This window comes from Microbacterium sp. LMI13-1-1.1 (assembly GCF_040815625.1).
Taxonomy (GTDB): Bacteria; Actinomycetota; Actinomycetes; order Actinomycetales; family Microbacteriaceae; genus Microbacterium; species Microbacterium forte.
On the sequence record NZ_JBFPNL010000005.1, the window covers coordinates 62,540 to 79,059 of the forward strand.

14 protein-coding genes are annotated in these 16,520 nt (G+C 69.8%); 2 read left to right on the forward strand and 12 right to left on the reverse strand.

Annotated elements, in window-relative coordinates:
- Positions 1-24: 24 nt before the first annotated feature.
- The 7 genes from MRBLMI13_RS07140 to MRBLMI13_RS07170 all read right to left on the reverse strand — a co-directional run bounded on the left by MRBLMI13_RS07140 (position 25) and on the right by MRBLMI13_RS07170 (position 9,183).
- Complete coding sequence (locus MRBLMI13_RS07140; protein ID WP_367821459.1) at positions 25-894, reverse strand: class I SAM-dependent methyltransferase; 870 nt, start codon at positions 892-894, stop codon at positions 25-27.
- Positions 891-2,633, reverse strand: a complete 1,743-nt coding sequence (locus MRBLMI13_RS07145; protein WP_367821461.1) for a dipeptide ABC transporter ATP-binding protein — start codon at positions 2,631-2,633, stop codon at positions 891-893. Before MRBLMI13_RS07145 ends, MRBLMI13_RS07140 begins: the two co-directional genes overlap by 4 nt.
- Entirely contained in the window at positions 2,630-3,508 is an 879-nt protein-coding gene (locus MRBLMI13_RS07150; RefSeq protein ID WP_367821463.1) for an ABC transporter permease, read from the reverse strand. The genes MRBLMI13_RS07145 and MRBLMI13_RS07150 overlap by 4 nt, the downstream gene beginning before the upstream one ends.
- Positions 3,505-4,548 (reverse strand): ABC transporter permease, encoded by a 1,044-nt coding sequence (locus MRBLMI13_RS07155; protein ID WP_367821465.1) that lies wholly within the window; start codon positions 4,546-4,548, stop codon positions 3,505-3,507. The genes MRBLMI13_RS07150 and MRBLMI13_RS07155 overlap by 4 nt, the downstream gene beginning before the upstream one ends.
- 67 nt (positions 4,549-4,615) lie before the next feature.
- Complete coding sequence (locus tag MRBLMI13_RS07160) at positions 4,616-6,238, reverse strand: ABC transporter substrate-binding protein (RefSeq protein ID WP_367821467.1); 1,623 nt, start codon at positions 6,236-6,238, stop codon at positions 4,616-4,618.
- A gap of 114 nt (positions 6,239-6,352) precedes the next feature.
- On the reverse strand, positions 6,353-7,738 hold the full coding sequence (locus MRBLMI13_RS07165; protein WP_367821468.1) for a monooxygenase: 1,386 nt from the start codon (positions 7,736-7,738) through the stop codon (positions 6,353-6,355).
- Complete coding sequence (locus tag MRBLMI13_RS07170) at positions 7,735-9,183, reverse strand: LLM class flavin-dependent oxidoreductase (protein ID WP_331451821.1); 1,449 nt, start codon at positions 9,181-9,183, stop codon at positions 7,735-7,737. The genes MRBLMI13_RS07165 and MRBLMI13_RS07170 overlap by 4 nt, the downstream gene beginning before the upstream one ends.
- Before the next feature lie 207 nt (positions 9,184-9,390).
- Between MRBLMI13_RS07170 and MRBLMI13_RS07175 the strand changes: the two genes are divergently transcribed.
- Entirely contained in the window at positions 9,391-11,220 is a 1,830-nt protein-coding gene (locus tag MRBLMI13_RS07175) for an AMP-dependent synthetase/ligase (protein WP_367821470.1), read from the forward strand.
- Between the two features lie 17 nt (positions 11,221-11,237).
- Complete coding sequence (locus tag MRBLMI13_RS07180; RefSeq protein WP_367821472.1) at positions 11,238-12,161, forward strand: DUF1295 domain-containing protein; 924 nt, start codon at positions 11,238-11,240, stop codon at positions 12,159-12,161.
- Positions 12,162-12,179: 18 nt separating this feature from the next.
- Here the strand turns inward: MRBLMI13_RS07180 and MRBLMI13_RS07185 are convergent, their stop codons facing one another.
- The 5 genes from MRBLMI13_RS07185 to MRBLMI13_RS07205 form a co-directional block, all read right to left on the reverse strand.
- Complete coding sequence (locus tag MRBLMI13_RS07185; RefSeq protein ID WP_367821474.1) at positions 12,180-13,118, reverse strand: DUF4862 family protein; 939 nt, start codon at positions 13,116-13,118, stop codon at positions 12,180-12,182.
- Positions 13,115-13,891, reverse strand: a complete 777-nt coding sequence (gene nagB, locus MRBLMI13_RS07190; protein ID WP_367821476.1) for a glucosamine-6-phosphate deaminase — start codon at positions 13,889-13,891, stop codon at positions 13,115-13,117. Before nagB ends, MRBLMI13_RS07185 begins: the two co-directional genes overlap by 4 nt.
- Positions 13,891-14,574 (reverse strand): N-acetylmannosamine-6-phosphate 2-epimerase, encoded by a 684-nt coding sequence (locus MRBLMI13_RS07195; protein WP_367821478.1) that lies wholly within the window; start codon positions 14,572-14,574, stop codon positions 13,891-13,893. Before MRBLMI13_RS07195 ends, nagB begins: the two co-directional genes overlap by 1 nt.
- The gene (locus MRBLMI13_RS07200) at positions 14,571-15,497 is read right to left on the reverse strand and encodes an ROK family protein (RefSeq protein WP_367821480.1); all 927 of its coding nucleotides are present in this window, start codon (positions 15,495-15,497) and stop codon (positions 14,571-14,573) included. Before MRBLMI13_RS07200 ends, MRBLMI13_RS07195 begins: the two co-directional genes overlap by 4 nt.
- Before the next feature lie 71 nt (positions 15,498-15,568).
- Entirely contained in the window at positions 15,569-16,516 is a 948-nt protein-coding gene (locus tag MRBLMI13_RS07205; RefSeq protein WP_367821482.1) for a dihydrodipicolinate synthase family protein, read from the reverse strand.
- Positions 16,517-16,520: the final 4 nt, after the last annotated feature.

The window sequence follows — 16,520 nt, forward strand, 5'->3', positions numbered from 1 at the left end:
GAGGTCCTCATCGAGCTGTCCGACTCAGACTACGGCGACACCCGGATACCGACCCTCCGCGAGCTCCACAGGTGTGACGACTCCTTCACGGAGAGTCAGCGCCGCGGCTTCCGGGCCTCGATGAGCGTGCGCGACGAGTGAGCGACGAACGGGCCCTCCTGCAGCCGCTCGTGCAGACTCTGCAGACGCTCGCGGTGCGAAGCGGAGTCGAAGCCCGGCACCAGCCAGATCACCTTTCTCAGGAACCACACGATCGCGCCGACGTCGTAGAACTCGACGCAGGCGCTCCGTGCGCAGATCGACGACGTCGAGACCGGCCGCCCTCGCCTCCGACGCCTCGACCTCGGGGTCTCGGCGACTGCGGATCTCCGTGGGCTGCGGCCCGAGGAACTCCTCGACGAGCTCGAACGCGCTCGCCGGCCCGACGTGCTGCGCGAGGTAGCTGCCGCCGGGTGCGAGCACCCTGGAGACCTCCGCCCAGTCGACGGCCACCGGATGCCTACTCGAGACCAGAGCGAAACTGTCGTCCGCGAACGGCAGGGGCTGCCCCTCCGTCACGCGGACGACGACCACTCCGCGCGGCTGCAGACGCGCGGCGGCGCGCGTGAGGTTCGGTGGCCAGGACTCGGTCGCCGCGGCGAGCGGCGGGATCGTGGGTGCCGTGTCGAGGACCTCGCCACCCCCGGTCTCCAGGTCGAGGAGAGAGGGGACCACGGCGATGCGCCGAGCGAGCAGCTCCGAGAAGCGCCACGTCGGACGCTGCTCCGTCGCGCGGCCGTCGATCCATCCGAAGTCCCAGCCGTCGACCGACGCGGCGTCGGCCTCGGCGATCAGAGCGTCGACATCCTGAGCGGACGCCCGCTCCGTCGCCCCCGCCCGTTCCTGCGAGCTCATCCGACCCGCTCCAGTCGGGCCTCCTCGGACCGAGCGGTGTCGAAGCGCGGCACCGCGTCGAGCAGCTCCCGGGTGTACTCGTGGTGCGGATGCTCGAGCACGACGTCCGCCGACCCCGTCTCGACGACGCGTCCGTCCGACAGCACCGTGACCTCGTCGGCGATCTGGCGGATCAGTCCGAGGTCGTGCGAGATGAACAGGTAGCTGAGGTCGCGCTCGTCGCGCAGGTCGAGCAGCAGCTCGATGACCTGCGCCTGAACCGAGACGTCGAGCGCCGATGTCGGCTCGTCGAGCACGAGCACGGACGGCGCGATCACCAGGGTCCTCGCGAGCGCCACGCGCTGACGCTGCCCGCCGGACACCTCGCGTGCACGTCGTCCGAGCGAACTCGCCGGCAGAGCCACCTGATCGATGATCTCGGCGACGCGGCGCCGTCGCTCGACCGCCGAGCGCACCCCGTGGATGCGCAGCGGCTCCTCGATGATCTGCCTGATCGTCGAGCGCGGATCCACTGCCGACAGCGGGTTCTGGTAGACGAGCTGCAGCTGCCGCGCGAACGGATTGGCGACCGACGGGGTCTGCGGCAGGTCGCGACCGGCGACGGCTACTGCACCGTCGTCGAACGACGTCAGTCCAGCGGCGATGCGCGCGAGGGTCGACTTTCCCGATCCGGATTCGCCCACCAGCGCATGGATGCTGCCGCGTCGGAGAGTCAGCGAGACGTCGTCGAGCGCCTTCGGCGCATCCGGGTCGCGACCATACCGCTTGGAGACCCCGGTGACCTCGACCACGGCTTCCCGCTCCGAACCGGCATCCGAGGTCTCGCGTCGGGTGTCCCTCTGCGCGATCCGATCCCGGTACCGAAGCGGCGAGGACGCCGGTGAATCCGAGAGCAGGCGGATCGTGTACGGATGCCGCGGGTCGGACAGCACCTCGTCGGCGCGCCCCTGTTCGCGGATCTCGCCGTCCTGCAGCACCACGATCGCGTCGCTGCGCTCCTGCGCGAGCGCGAGATCGTGGGTGATGAACAGGATGCCCAGGCCCAGCTCGTCGCGGAGACCGTCGAGGAGATCGAGAATGCGGCGCTGCACTGTCACGTCGAGCGCAGAGGTCGGCTCGTCTGCGATGAGCAGCTGCGGGCTCGCGGCGATCGCGATCGCGATGAGCACGCGCTGCAGCTGGCCACCGGAGAGCTCATGCGGGTACGCCCTGACCCGCGACGCGGCGTCACGGATGCCGACGTGCTCGAGCAGCTCGACGACCTTCGAGGGCACGTCGACCTTCGCGACCTCTCCCGATACGGCGACGGCCTGTGCGATCTGGGTGCCTATGCGCTGCAGCGGGTCGAGTGAGCTGAGCGGATCCTGCGGGACGAAGCCGAGGGTCGTGCCGCGCAGCGGACGCCACTGCCTGCTCGACCTCTGTGCGACGTCGTGGCCCGCGACCTGGATGCGCCCTGAGGTCACTCGGCCGTTCACGGGGAGGAGCCCGGCGACCGCGCGAGCGATCGTGCTCTTGCCCGAGCCCGACTGGCCGACCAGCGAGACCGTCTCACCGCGACCGACCTCGAACGAGATCTCGCTCACACTCCGCAGCGGTCGGCGCGAACCGGGCACCGAGTACCCGACGGCGAGGGAATCGACCACGAGCGGCAGCGGCCTCTCGGGCACGGCATGGAGGCCGGGGGCGGCCTGGCCACCGAGATGCTGAGCCAGGTGCGGGTGGGTAGTGCCGGTCATGCTGCGGTCCTTCCACGGGAGAGCTGGCTGAGGCGACTGATGGCGAGTACGGTGACGCCGATCACGAGTCCGGGCACGATGACGAGCCACGGCGAGGAGACAACGTACTGGCGCCCCTCCGAGACCAGCAATCCCCATTCGGGCTCGGGTGGCGGCGCGCCGTAACCGAGGAAGCTGAGCCCGGAGATCCAGATGATCGCGAGACCGAACTGCAGTGCCGTGAGCGACAGCACGGCCGAGTACGAGTTCGGCAGCACATGCCTGATGAGGACGTGGAGGCGTGACCCGCCGAGGTGATGGCTCGCCTCGACGAACGGCAGGTCCTTCACGGTCAGCACCTCGGAGCGCATGATGCGGGTGAAGGCCGCGATCGAGGAGATACCGACGGCGACGGCAGCGTTGAGCGTGCCGAAGCCCAGCGCGACGATCACGACCATCGCGAGCAGCAGGCCCGGGATCGACAGGAGAACGTCGACGATCCGGCTGATCACCGCGTCGACGATCCCGCCGAACGAGGCGGCGATCAGACCGAGCACGGTGCCGACGCCGAGGCCGATGAGGACGGCGACCGCGGAGCCGAGCAGGGTCCGACCGGTGCCGTGTACGATCCTCGACAGCACGTCGCGGCCGAGGTAGTCGGTGCCGAACCAATGCGCTGCGGACGGTGCGGCGAGTGGATTCGCATCGTCAGGTGCGAGCGGGTCGTAGGGCGCCAGGAGTCCCGGCGCGAGCACCGAGAGCAGCACGAGAGCGAGGACGAGGAGCGCCAGGAGGTCGCCGAATCCGAGCCGGGTGGTGAGGCGACGGAAGGCACTCGGCTCGACGTCCACGGTGTCGTGGACGGAGGCGGGGAGTCTGTCGAGTGCAGTCGTCATGCGAGCACGCTCTCTTCCTGGACGGGGGCGGACGACGACGGGCCGAGCGGACGACTGCGACCGTCCGCGGCGGCTGACCGCCGTCTCGACTGCGCGGTCACCCGGCCCGAAGTGACGATGCGAGGATCGAGGATTGGGTAGAGCAGGTCGGTGATCAGATTGATGCCGACGTAGATGGCGGAGATGAGGATCACGACCGCCAGCACCACGGGCGTGTCCTGATCGCGGACGCTCTCGAACGTGATGAACCCGAGCCCGGTGCGTGTGAAGACGGCTTCGACGATCACCGCACCGGCGAGAAGCTCTCCCACGATCAGAGCGAGCATCGTGATCGACGGGATCGCCCCGTTCTTGAGCACGTGTCCGAGCGCGATCCTCGACTCGCTGCGCCCTTTGGCGCGGAGCACCGTGACGAACGGCTCGTCGGCCGCTTTGCGCAGACCTTGGATGAGCACCTGCGACAGCGGCCCGTTCACGGCGAGGGCGAGCGTGAGCGCCGGGAGCACATACGACACGAATCCCTCATCGCGCACCGACGAGACCCAGCCGAGCTGGAACGAGAAGACCGCGAGGAGCACGAAGCCGATGAGGAAGCTCGGTGCCGAGATGGAGGCGATCGGCAGGGCGCTCGCGAAACTGCGCACGGCCTTCCAGGGCGCGTAGACGGCGACCAGGGCGGTCGCCAACGCGATCACGATCGTGAAGACGAAGGCGATCGCGGCGAGGACGATCGTGTCGGAGAGCCCCTGGGCCACGAGTTCCGACACGGGCCGGTTGCTGACGAGCGAGAATCCGAGATCGCCCTGGAAGAGACGGCTCACGGCCAGGAAGAACTGCTCCACGGGTGAGAGGTCGAAGTGATAGTACGCCCGCAACGCCTCTGCCGCGGACGGCGGCAGCGGATTGAGTGGGCTGATGAGCTTGTTCTCGATCGGATCACCGGGGAGTACGAAGAGCGCGAAGAACACGAGGGTGTAGACGAGAGCGATCACGAGCAGCGCCTGCGCGATGCGGCGGACGACGTAGGTGCGGTACTGCATTCGGGCCTCCTTGCGGCCATCGGGCGTTCCGACGGGAGGGCGTCGCGCGCGGCGCCCTCCCGTCGGGTCAGTCCTCGATCGAGGCGTTGTAGAACTCCGGCAGAGCGCCGTCCGTGAGGCGGAAGCCCTTCACGTGCTGCTGGGTGACGTACACCTGGCTGTCGTTCAGGATCGGGACCACGTACGCCTGATCGATCAGATAGTCCTGGATCTGTCCGAGGATCGCCGTCCGGGCCTCATCGTCGGTCGCGGCATACTGCGAGTCCAGCAGCGACTGCAGGGTCTGGTCGGACCCGGCGAGGCCGAGCAGATCCGAGCCTGCCGATCCGTAGTACTCGCTGAGACCCTTCGAGGCGTCCGGGTGCGGCCATCCCACCCGCAGCGGTCCGACTTCGGGGTCCGCGAACGCGGTCGCCCAGTAGGTCGAGTAGTCGAGCTCGTTCAGCGCCAGCTCGATGCCGACATCCTTGAACTGGTTCTGGATCTGCTGGAAGAGACTCTTCGCGGTGTTGTCGTAGACGTCGATGTAGGTCTTGAGCGTCAGGCGCTCGCCGCCCTTGGTGCGATAGCCGTCGGAGTCGCGCTCCGTCCATCCCGCCGCGTCGAGCAGGCTGTTCGCCTCATCGGGGTCGTACTCGAACTTCGCCGACTCGTCGACGTAACCGAAGGTGCCCGGCGACAGCACCGAGCTCGCGGCCGTCCAGCTCTCGGTGTACTGAGTCTCGATGATCTGCTCGCGGTCGATCGCATGCAGCAGGGCTCTGCGCACCTGGATGTCGTCGAAGTGCGGGGCGCCGGGACGCAGGAACCACTGGTTGCTCAGGCCGACGCCGGTCTTCGAGACGATCTCATACCCGGCATCCGCGAGTCCCTGCTCTTCACTGGGCTGGACGTAACGGATCACATCGGCCTCCCCCGACGTGAGGGTGCCGAGCCGAACGCTGTCCTCCTGCACGGGGATCACGGTGACCTGGGCGAGGTGCGCCTCGCCCTGGTTCGGCGAGCTCTCTGGCGCCCAGGCGTAGCCGTCGCGGCGCTCGAGGACGATCTCCTTGCCGTAGGTCTCCGAGGTGACGACGAAGGGCCCGCTCCCGATCAGGTTCACGAACTTCGACTGATCCTCCTTGCTCGCGTCGATCGTCGCATCCGCGACGAGGCCGGAGCCCCAGCCGGTGAGCACGTTGAGGAACGGCGCGTACGGCTCGGGGAGCGTGACGGTCACCGTGCGGCTCGCGTCGTCGGCGGTCGCCGCCAGACCGCTCGGGAACTGGGCGTTCGGGGTGGTGCCCACCGCTTCGTCGCCCGCGGATTGCCACTCGAGGTTCTTCGCGACGCTCGACGCGTCGAGATCAGTGCCGTCGCTGTAGGTGACGCCGTCACGGATCACGAACGTGTAGGTGAGGCCGTCAGGGCTGACCGTCCACGACTCGGCGATCCAGGGCTCCAGCTGGTTCGTGTCGGGGTTGCGGTACAGCAGCCGGTCGGTGATGTTCTGCTGCAGTGCACGCGTCTGCCACGTGCCGGACTCCTGCACCTGCGCGGAGGTGGGGATCTCGGCGTCGAGGTACACGAGGGATCCGCCGTCGGCGTCGGTGGACGCCGGCTGGGCGGAGCAGCCGGCGAGCGCGATGCTGAGCACGGCGACGGCTGCGGCGGCGAGTCTGACTCGTCGTCCGGTGATTCGGGACATGGCGGATTCTCCTGAGGCTGGGTTCGAGATGCGGGGGGCGGGATGCGACAAGGCCACTGCTGTGCCCGTGTGGTTGACCATCCTGCGGCTGGATCGGGCCCTGCGCACGCGCTGTTACCAGCGGTGACCGGGATCGTCGGTCGGTGTCGCTGTATGACGTTGCGTGTCGGCTCCCGGGGCGGACCTCGAATCCGGATCAGCACCGGGCTCGCGCTCTGCGGGGTCGGGAAGCGGCTCATGGCGAGCCGCCCACGGGTCGGGGTCGGCTCCGTTGACGTACCAGTCGCCGAGAAGCCTCGCCTTGTAACCACGGGGGTTGTGGGAGATGAGGGTACGGGCGTTGCGCCAGTGCCGATCGAGGCCTGCCCTCTGTTCGACCGACGAGGATCCGAGCGCGTCGAACAGCTCGGTCGAGGCGCGCAGGGCGGCGTCGGCAGTGACGATCTGGGCCTCGTAGGTGGCGACGGCGGCAGGATGCAGCAGGTCGCTGCCCCTCGCGTCCGCGGCGCGCAGCCCCTCGGCGCTCGCACGGGCGGCACGGAGGGCCTCCAGCCCGGCGTCGAGTTCGCGCGCCGCATGCACGACCACGGCTCGAGCCGCCGCGGCGGCGGCCGCCACGCCGCCGATCGTCTCCTGCACGATCGCGTCCTCCCTCGGCAGAGCGGCGAGACCCTGCGGATAGTTGCGCACCCGTGCACGGACGGCGGCAGCACCGTCATCCCGCGCTCCGACGGCCACACCCGCCACCGCGGCGACGAGCACCAGCTGGTAGATGGTCTCCTGGTGGGGCGAGCGACCTCCGTCCGGGAACACGGCGTCACCCGCGACGGGGACGTCTCGGAGCTCGGTCGTGCCGCTGGCGGTGAGCCGTTGGCCGATACCGCCCCAATCGTCATGACGCACGACACCCGCTTCCGAGGCATCGACGACCACGAGCACATCCGCGCCGTCATCCGTCTTAGCGGTCACCGTGATCCAGTCGGCGTAGAGGCTGCCGGTGCTGTAGTACTTGGTGCCGCTCACCGTCGGGGGCCGCGTCGACGCGTCGAAGCGCGTGCTGCTCCTGGCGCCTGGCACGGTGGCGCGTTCCGACCAGGCACCGCCGACGAAAGAGCCCTGGGCGATGCGGGCTATCCAGACGTCGTCGACACCGCCCTCACGATGCCAGAGGCGGTCTTCGACGAAGGCGATGTGGTTGCGCCAGATCTGCGGAAGGTTGGCGTCGGCGGCACCGAGGTCGATGAGCAGCTCGACGAGCTCGCCGGCGGTCAACCCGCCTCCGCCTTCCGACACGTCGAGGCGCACGGCGCCGAACCCCGCGGCGGCGAGGCGTCGGACCTCGTCGACGGGGAGCTCGCGCGAGGCCTCCCGCGACGCCGCACCCGCGGCGATCTCCGCGAAGAGCGGGGCGAATCGCTCGCGCGCCGCAGCGAGTCGGTCGGTCGACGCGGCAACGGGCGAGTCGACGGACGAGATGCTCGGAGCGGGGGCCGTGCTCATGCCGAGGCTCCGATCAGGCGGGAGTCCGCCGGTCGAGTGCCGCCCAGTCCGGTTCCGCCGCGATACCGCGCCGCCGGGTGGTCGTCAGGGAGACGCGCTCCGCCGCCGGTCAGCCGCTCGCGTAGGGTCTCGCCCGGCACGTAGGCGGTGCGCAGCCGTCCCCGCCGCTGGAGCTCGGGGACGACGAGCTCCACGAAATCCTGCAGGGTGTCGTAGCTGTGGTACTGGCGGAGGTTGATGCCGTCGATGCCCACCTCGTCGAGCCAGCGCTCGATCTCGTCGGCGACGACCTCGGGAGTGCCGACCGCGAAGAAGTCCTGCTCGAGCTCTGCGCCGACGCGTTCGATGAAGTCGCCCACGGTGCCCGACACCGACTGCGGAGGCAGCGTGTCATCCGGCAGACCCTCGGCGGCGAGCGCATCCGCGATCGTGCGCTCCGCCGGGTGCGCGGTGGGGTCGAACGGCAGGCTCGCATGCACGAACCGGCCGATGAGGCTCGCGTGCTCGCGATACTCCTGGGCCTTGCGCTCGGCCTCCTCCTGTGTCGGGGCGACGATCACGGCGGCCTGCACGACGATCTTCACCGAACTGCCGTCACGACCGTTCCGCCTCGCCGAGTCACGGAACCGGTCGATCAGCGGTCCCGCGCCTCCGGGGCCGCGGACACCGGTGAACACCGCTTCGGCATGACGACCGGCGAAGTCGATGCCCGCGGGCGACGCGGTCGCGGTGAACAGCACAGGGGTGCGCTGCACGCTCGGCTCGGAGAGATGAGGGCCCGCGACCCGGAAGTACTCGCCCTCGTGGTCGATGTACCTGACCTTCGAGGGATCGGAGTACACCCCGGCCGCTCGGTCGCGGATCACGGCGTCGTCGTCCCACGATCCCTCCCAGAGCTTGTAGACGACGTCGAGGTACTCCTCCGCGATCGCGAAGCGCTCGTCGTGCGGGATCTCCTCGGCCAGGCCGAAGTTCCGCGCCGCATTCGGCAGGTAGGACGTGACGATGTTCCAGGCCACGCGCCCGTTGGTGAGGTGGTCGAGGGTGCTCATCCGACGGGCGAACCCGAACGGCGGCTCGTAGCTCGTCGAGAAGGTGATGCCGAATCCGAGGTGCTCGGTCACCGCCGCCATCGCCGGGACGACGAGCATCGGATCATTGTTCGGGATCTGCAGCCCCTCGCGCAGGGCATCCGCGGGGCCACCGCGGAAGACGTCGTACGCGCCGACGACGTCGGCGATGAAGATCGCGTCGAATCCACCCCGCTCGGCGGTGCGCGCGAGCTCCGTCCAGTACCGGATGTCCGTGTAGCGGTCGCGATTGTTCCCTGGCAGGCGCCACAGCCCGTGCGTGATGTGGCTCACGCAGTTCATCTCGAACAGGTTGAGGATGAGGGGCTTCGGCTCGGCCGATGTGCGGGCAGTGATGATCGTCTCCTCTGACAGCGGTGAACGGGCCTCACGACGCGAGCCCGGTGAATCAGCACACTAGGTCGCGACGGAGATCGGATCCGCCCCGGTGTCATGAGGGGTAACCGGGGGTCATACGAGAACCTCTCCCTCGCCCGGATGGCCTTCTCACCCCATCCGATTCCTCGCGGGCTCCGAACAGGAGCAGATGGGCCCGTTCTCGCGCGCCCGAGAGGAGTTCCGATGATCGAATCGTCGACCCCGCCGCTCGCCGACCTCGACGGGTACCGCAACGTCACCGACCTGCTGGTCGCACGCGCAGCCGCAGCTCCCGATCACGTCGCCTTCGAGGTCAAAGGCGCGGATGCTCGAGGCCCGTGGCGCCCGATCACGACTCGGGAGTTCCTCACCCAGGTGCGCGCCCTGGCCAAGGGCTTCATCGCCCAGGGCGTGCGGGCCGGCGACCCCATCGCGATCATGGCGCCGACGCGCTACGAATGGGCCGTCGCCGACCTCGCCTCCTGGTTCGCCGGCGCCGTCGTCGTGCCGATCTACGAGACGTCGTCGCCGTCGCAGGTCAACGCCATCGTCGCCGATGCCGGCGTGCGCCTGGCGATCGGCGGCACCACGGAGCACGCGGTGCTTCTTCGGGCGGCGCTCACGCAGACCGGGCGGAACACTCTCGGCGCCTGGACGATGGATGCCGCGGCATCCGGCACGCTCTCCGACCTGGTCGCGCGGGGCGTCGACGTCGCCGACGACGAACTCGAGGCTCGCAGGACCTCGGCCTCGCAGGACGACCCCGCGACGATCGTCTACACGTCGGGCACCACGGGCGAGCCCAAGGGCGTCGTGCTCACGCACCGGAACTTCCTCGGGCAGGTCCTCAACATCGCCGCCGCGTATCGCGAGATCGTGAACGAGCAGGGCAACACCGTCATCTTCCTGCCCCTCGCCCACGTGCTGGCGCGCGGGCTGCAGTTGATCTGCCTGGCCAGCGGCATGCGCATCGCGCACCTCTCCGATCCCTCGACGGTCGTCGCGACCCTCGACACTCTGCGCCCGACATTCCTGGTCGTCGTTCCGCGGGTGCTGCAGAAGATCCAGGCCGCCGCGGCCGACAAAGCCGCCGAGAAGAAGCTCTCGGCGGTGTGGGCGAAGGCCCGGTCGACGGCCATCGCCTGGGGCCACCGCGCCGAACGGATCGACGCCGGCCGCCGTCTCCCGAAAGACCTCGGGCTCAGCCTGCGGCACCGCTTCTTCGACGCTCTCTTCTACCGCCGCCTCCGCACCGTGATGGGCGGGCGCGTCGGATACATCCTGTCGGGTGGAGCCGCGCTCGACGCCGAGCTCTCGCTCTTCTTCCGCGGCATCGGCGTTCCCGTCATCGAGGGCTACGGTCTCACCGAGACGACGGCGCCGCTCACCGGCAACCTGCCCGGTCGCATCGCCTCCGGCAGCGTCGGCTCGCCGCTGCCAGGGCTCACCGTGCGCATCAGCGACGACGGCGAGGTGCTCGCCAACGGCATCGGCGTCTTCGGCGGGTACCGCAACCCGGCCCACGACGAGGGTGCCTTCGTCGACGGCTTCTTCCGCACCGGCGACCTCGGGCGGCTCGACGACCAGGGCCGGCTCTTCCTCGAAGGCCGACTCAAAGACGTGATCGTGACCTCGAACGGCAAGACGGTGGTGCCGACGCGGTGGGAGAGCGCGGTCGAGGCGGATCCGCTCGTCTCGCACGCGGTGATGGTGGGCGAGGGCAAGCCGTATCTCTCGGCGCTTCTCGTGCTCGACCCCGAGCAGACCGTGGCCTGGGCGGCATCCGAGGGCGTCAGCATCCCTCCGATCGCCGAGGCCGACCTCCGCGCCGTGACCGACCCGACCCTGCGCGCTCGCCTGCAGAATGCCGTCGACGCCGCCAATGCACTCGTGGCCCGCAGCGAGCAGGTGCGCCGGTTCAGCCTCGTCTTCGCCGACCTCGACGACCGCGCCCTGGTCACGCCGACCATGAAGCTCAAGCGGAGCGTCGTGCTGGATCGCGCCGCCGTCACCGTCGAAGACCTGTACCTCTGAGAAGCAGAAAGAGAACGATGTCCTCCCCCACCTCCTCCACCCCCAAGTCTTCGCGATCGTCTCTCATCGCGATCATCGTCGCGCTCGTCATCGGAGCCCTCGTCGCACTCGCCGGGAGCCAGGGCGGTGCGGCGATCGGCGGCATCCCGCTGTTCGCCCTCGCCGTCGCCGCGGCATTCGCCATCCAGGTCATCGCGTTCATCCCGGCGATGATCCTGCGCACCGAGCGGTTCTTCGACCTCACCGGCAGCCTCACCTTCTTTGCCATCTCGGTCGCTCTCGTGCTGCTGACGCCTATGCCCGATGCGCGCAGCTGGATCCTCGCGGCGATGGTGATCCTGTGGGCCGTGCGCCTCGGGTCGTTCCTCGCCCTGCGCGTGCACAAGGCCGGATCCGACGGCCGCTTCGACGAGATCAAGGGCTCGCCCGTACGCTTCCTGCAGGTGTGGGTGATCCAGGGTGCGTGGGTGTCGATCACGGCGGCGGCGGCATGGATCGCGATCAGCACGGATGCTGCGGCACGAGCGCCCATTGGATGGCTGACCGTCGTGGGCATCGTCGTGTGGCTGCTCGGCATGACCATCGAGATCATCGCCGACGCGCAGAAGTCGGCGTTCCGCGCCGACCCGAAGAACAAGGACGAGTTCATCCGTACCGGCCTGTGGTCGCGCTCGCGGCACCCGAACTACTTCGGCGAGATCGTCATCTGGGTGGGCGTGTTCCTGACCGCCGCACCCGTGCTCGCGGGGTGGCAGTGGGTCGCGATCCTGTCGCCGCTGTTCGTGATCCTGCTGCTCACCCGCGTGAGCGGCATCCCACTGCTCGAAGCGCGCGCCGAGAAGAAGTGGGGCGACCGCGCCGGCTACGTCGAGTACCGCGAGAGCACGCCCTCGTTGATCCCGCGCCTCACCCGGCCTGCCGTGCGGGAGCGTGCTGCGTAGAAAGCGCGGAGACCGGGTTCACGCGCGGGCAGCCGCCCTCAACTCGCGCAGATTGTCGTCGACCGTCCGGATGACATCCTCCGCCGTCGTGTCTCCCGGCCGTCGGCTGACCTTCAGCCCGAGTCGCTCGACCTGACCGGCGGAGGCGAGCGCGGCGGCGACATGGGCCGCATCCAACAGCGAACCGGATGCGGGATCCGCTGCCGCGAGCGGCAGGTGCCCGTCCGTCCAGGCTGGGCCATAGGGGCCGTCGATCGCTGCCGACCCCGAGAACGTCAGCCCGGCGAGCCGACCGGTCGCCGCTGCCTCCGCGATCTGCCCGGTCACCGCGTCGGCGTCGCGCGTCTCGATCACCGAGCGACCCCAGTTCAGCCAGAGCGCCAGCGGAGCGTCGACCGAGAGCATCGCGCCGAGCTCGTCGTCCAGAGTCAGGAAGCCCTTCTCCCACGGGTGACCCGGCACCGCGGCGTCGCAGTGCTCGATGACGAGCCGCGCTCCCGCCCAGTCCCATCCGGAGATCTCGGCGAGCGATGCCGCCAGACGCGCTCGATCTCCTCCCCCCTGCGGGGCGGCGTGGAGTGCGACCACCGTGACCGACGCATCGGTGTCGTGGTCGATCCGCCGCACGTCTCGGGCGACTGCGCGCAGGTCGGCGATGGCGGCGCGACGCCCATCCTCATCCGGGGAGGCGATGCCGTAGCGGGCGTCGGCCGCACACCGCTTCATCACCCATGGCAGCGGGGTCACCGCGAGCTCGGCCGCGGCAGGCACGTGGCGCAGGAACCACCCCGGATCATGAGGGTGCAGGCCCCCGATCCACGGCACCTCGAGCCCCACGACATCGGGCAGCGCGCAGAGCGCGGGCAGGAGTTCGGCCTCGAGATCGGGATCCCAGGTCGCATGCGCGGGAGACACCGCGTAGGAGCTGACCAGCAGCGGTGCGAGCGGCTCGTTCATGACACCAGGTGGCGGTGCGCCTGGGTGTGCCGGTAGTACTCGGCGAGCGCGAACCGGGACGCGGCCGCGTCATCGACGAGCACGGTGACGCGTCGGTGGTGTTGCAGGATCGTCGCGGGCCATCGGGCCGACACCGCCCCTTCGACGAGCTGCGCGACCGCCTCTGCCTTCGCCTCACCGGTCGCGACGAGCACGATGCGTCGCGCGTCCATGATCGTGCCGAGTCCCTGCGTGAGGCAGTGATACGGCACCGCGTCGACGTCGCCGCCGAAGAAACGGGCGTTGTCTTCACGGGTCTGTGCGGTGAGCGTCTTCACTCGGGTCCTCGACGCCAGCGACGACCCGGGCTCGTTGAACGCGATATGCCCGTCCGTGCCGATGCCCAGGATCTGCAGGTCGACGCCGCCGGCATCGCGGATCGCCTTCTCGTAGCCGGCACACGCCGCGTCGAGATCGGCGGCGTCACCGTCCGGCCCGCGCACCGCGCCGGGGGCGAGATCGACGCGCGAGACGAAGTCCTCGTCGATCACCGTGCTGTAGCGGCACGGATGCCCCAGGGGCAGTCCGACATACTCGTCGAGCATGAACCCCCGAGCGCGCGCGAGGGAGAGCTCCCCGCGCTCGACGCGCTCGGCGACCGCGTCATAGATGCGCAGCGGACTCGATCCCGTCGCGAGGCCGAGCACGGCATCCGGCCGAGCTGCGATCAGGGCGGCGATGTCGTCGGCGACGATCTCGCCGATCTGGGCTTCGGGTGCGATGACGACGTCCATCAGCTCTCCTCGGTGAGTGCGGCGACGAACCATGACGTGATGGTCGCCGGGTGGGTGATCGCGGTGCCGACGCACACGGCGAACGCCCCGGCGGCGGCCGCTGCAGCCGCCTGCGCAGGCGAGTGGATGCGCCCCTCCGCCATGATCGGGATGCCGCAGCGGGCGGCGAGGAGCGAGATCAGCTCGAGATCCGGCCCCTCGGTCTTCGGGCGCTCGGCCGTGTAGCCTGAGAGCGTCGTGCCGAGGATGTCGACGCCGGCCCGCTCGGCCGCCAGTGCATCGTCGAGCGAGCCGCAGTCGGCCATGATCAGGGCGTCGGTGTGCTCGCGGAGCGCTGCTACCGTCTCGGCGAGGCTCTTGCCGTCCGGCCTGCGTCTGCGGGTCCCGTCGATCGCGACGATGTCGGCACCTGCGTCAGCGACCGCCGTGGCGTGCTCGAGCGTCGGGGTGATGAAGACGTCGGCGTCGCCGTCCTTCCAGAGCCCGATCACCGGCACGGTCATCCCGGCGACGGCTCGGATGTCGTCGAGTCCCTGCACCCGGATGCCGGCGGCTCCACCGACGACCGCCGCCTGCGCGACCTGCGCCATGGTGCGGGGATCGCGCATCGCCTCGCCGGGGTAGGCCTGGCACGAGACGATGAGGCCCCCTCGCAGCTCGTCGAGGATGTCGATGGATGTCATATCGCCCTCCAGGCGGATGCTGCGGCGCCCCGCAGGGGCGCGTCGTCACCGAGCTCGCCCGGCAGGATCGGAGTGGACTGCAGTGCATCGATGGCGTCGTCCGCGTACGCACTCAGCATCGGCGTCCACCACGCGTCGCCGATCTTCGGCACTCCCCCGGTGATCACGATGCGCTCCGGGTCGAGGATGGTCGCGGCGCCGGCGAGCGCGCGCCCGACGGCAGCGGCGGACTCGCCGACGGCACGGATGGCGATCGGGTCGCCGTCGGCTGCGGCGGCTGCGACCCCGCGGGCGTCGATGATGTGCGGATCCCCGCCCAGCCACCGGAAGTGCGCGTGCAGACCGATGCCGGAGCCGATGGCCTCGAGATGCCCCATGCGACCGCAGGGGCAGCGCAGATGCTCGGCCCCCGGGGTCGGCAGGTGGGCGATCTCGCCGGCGACGTGGTGTGCGCCGCGCACGGCGCTGCCGTCGAGGATGAGCCCCGCCCCGACACCGGTTCCCACGGCGACGACGAGCACGCTGGCCGCACCGGCCGCCGCCCCGTGCCGGTGCTCGCCCTCGGCATGCGCGTCGACGTCGTTCTGCACGACGACCGGGGCGCGGGGCACCAGCAGGTCGCCCAGCGCCTTGCGCACCAGCTGGGCGACGGGGGTGCCCGGCCAATCGGCGAAGGTGTCGGTCGCCGAGACGATCGTGCCGGTGACGGCGTTCACGACCCCGGCCGCGCCGATCCCGACGCCCGAGAGACGCGCGGGTGATCCGTCGAGAAGTCTCTGCGCCAGACCGGCGACGGTCGAGACGACCGCCGCCGGTCCTTCCGCTGCTCGCGTGGGCGCCGTCTCGGTGCACAGCAGCATGTCGCCACGATCGGCGAGGGCGGCCGACGTCTTCGTACCGCCGATGTCGACGGCCAGCACCACCTCGCGCGACTCCGCTGATCCGACATGATGCGCTGATCCGACATGATCCGCTGGCACGAGACGACGCGCCATCAGGAGACGACGACCGGCAGCATCCCCTGCTCCGAGAGGATCTGACGGATGCGCGTGACGGTGTCGGCATCGAGCGACTGCACGGTGTCGGCCATCGTCGCGTGGTCGATGATGCCGCGGGCATGCATGGCGGCCTTGAACGCGCCCACTCCGGTCGCGTCACCCGAGAGACCCTGCGGTGCGAAGACGATGTCGAACGCGCGGTTGATGCGCTCCTGCTCGGTGCGCGCCTCTGTCCAGTCGCCGCGCTGCGTGGCATCCCACAGCCTGACGTAGCCCGCGGCCTCGACGTTCGCGAAGCCCGGCACCACACCGTCGGCTCCGGCCAGCGCCATCGCGTCGACGACGACCTCGTGACCGGTGAGCAGCTGCAGCGGACGCCCGGCGGCGTCGTTCGCGGCGATCAGACGGCGGAACGAGACGTCATCGCCCGAGGAATCCTTGACCCCGTGGATGACTCCCTCGGTGCCGAGTCGCACGAGCAGGTCGATGCCGAGCTTGGAGTGCACCCGCACGGGCACGTCGTACGCCCACAGGGGCACGTCGATCGCCGCGGCGATCGCCCGGAAGTGATCGGCGACCTCTGCGGCGGAATTCAGAGTGTAGAGAGGTGCCGTCGTGACGATCGCCTGTGCGCCGGCCGCCACCAGACGACGCGCGGTCTCGATGATGCGGGGAGCAGTCAGCTCGATCGCACCGGCGATGATCGGCACCCGACCGGCGTTCACCCTGACGATCGTGGTGAGCAGCTCGACGCGCTGGTCGTCGGTGAAGTAGGCGGTCTCGCCCGTCGACCCGAGCGCGAACAGACCCGAGACGCCCTCGGCGATCAGTCGCTCGACGAGACGCTCGAGCGAGACGTGGTCGATCGTGCCGTCGGGCAGCAGCGGGGTGGCGACGGGCGGGATGACACCGGTGAAGGTGACGGAGGAGGATGCAGCAGTCATTGTG

Coding starts and splice junctions, on each gene's coding strand:
- MRBLMI13_RS07140 (WP_367821459.1), bottom strand. CDS start 894: ATGAGCTCGCAGGAACGGGCGGGGGCGACGGAGCGGGCGTCCGCTCAG.
- MRBLMI13_RS07145 (WP_367821461.1), bottom strand. CDS start 2,633: ATGACCGGCACTACCCACCCGCACCTGGCTCAGCATCTCGGTGGCCAG.
- MRBLMI13_RS07150 (WP_367821463.1), bottom strand. CDS start 3,508: ATGACGACTGCACTCGACAGACTCCCCGCCTCCGTCCACGACACCGTG.
- MRBLMI13_RS07155 (WP_367821465.1), bottom strand. CDS start 4,548: ATGCAGTACCGCACCTACGTCGTCCGCCGCATCGCGCAGGCGCTGCTC.
- MRBLMI13_RS07160 (WP_367821467.1), bottom strand. CDS start 6,238: ATGTCCCGAATCACCGGACGACGAGTCAGACTCGCCGCCGCAGCCGTC.
- MRBLMI13_RS07165 (WP_367821468.1), bottom strand. CDS start 7,738: ATGAGCACGGCCCCCGCTCCGAGCATCTCGTCCGTCGACTCGCCCGTT.
- MRBLMI13_RS07175 (WP_367821470.1), top strand. CDS start 9,391: ATGATCGAATCGTCGACCCCGCCGCTCGCCGACCTCGACGGGTACCGC.
- MRBLMI13_RS07180 (WP_367821472.1), top strand. CDS start 11,238: ATGTCCTCCCCCACCTCCTCCACCCCCAAGTCTTCGCGATCGTCTCTC.
- MRBLMI13_RS07185 (WP_367821474.1), bottom strand. CDS start 13,118: ATGAACGAGCCGCTCGCACCGCTGCTGGTCAGCTCCTACGCGGTGTCT.
- nagB (WP_367821476.1), bottom strand. CDS start 13,891: ATGGACGTCGTCATCGCACCCGAAGCCCAGATCGGCGAGATCGTCGCC.
- MRBLMI13_RS07195 (WP_367821478.1), bottom strand. CDS start 14,574: ATGACATCCATCGACATCCTCGACGAGCTGCGAGGGGGCCTCATCGTC.
- MRBLMI13_RS07205 (WP_367821482.1), bottom strand. CDS start 16,516: ATGACTGCTGCATCCTCCTCCGTCACCTTCACCGGTGTCATCCCGCCC.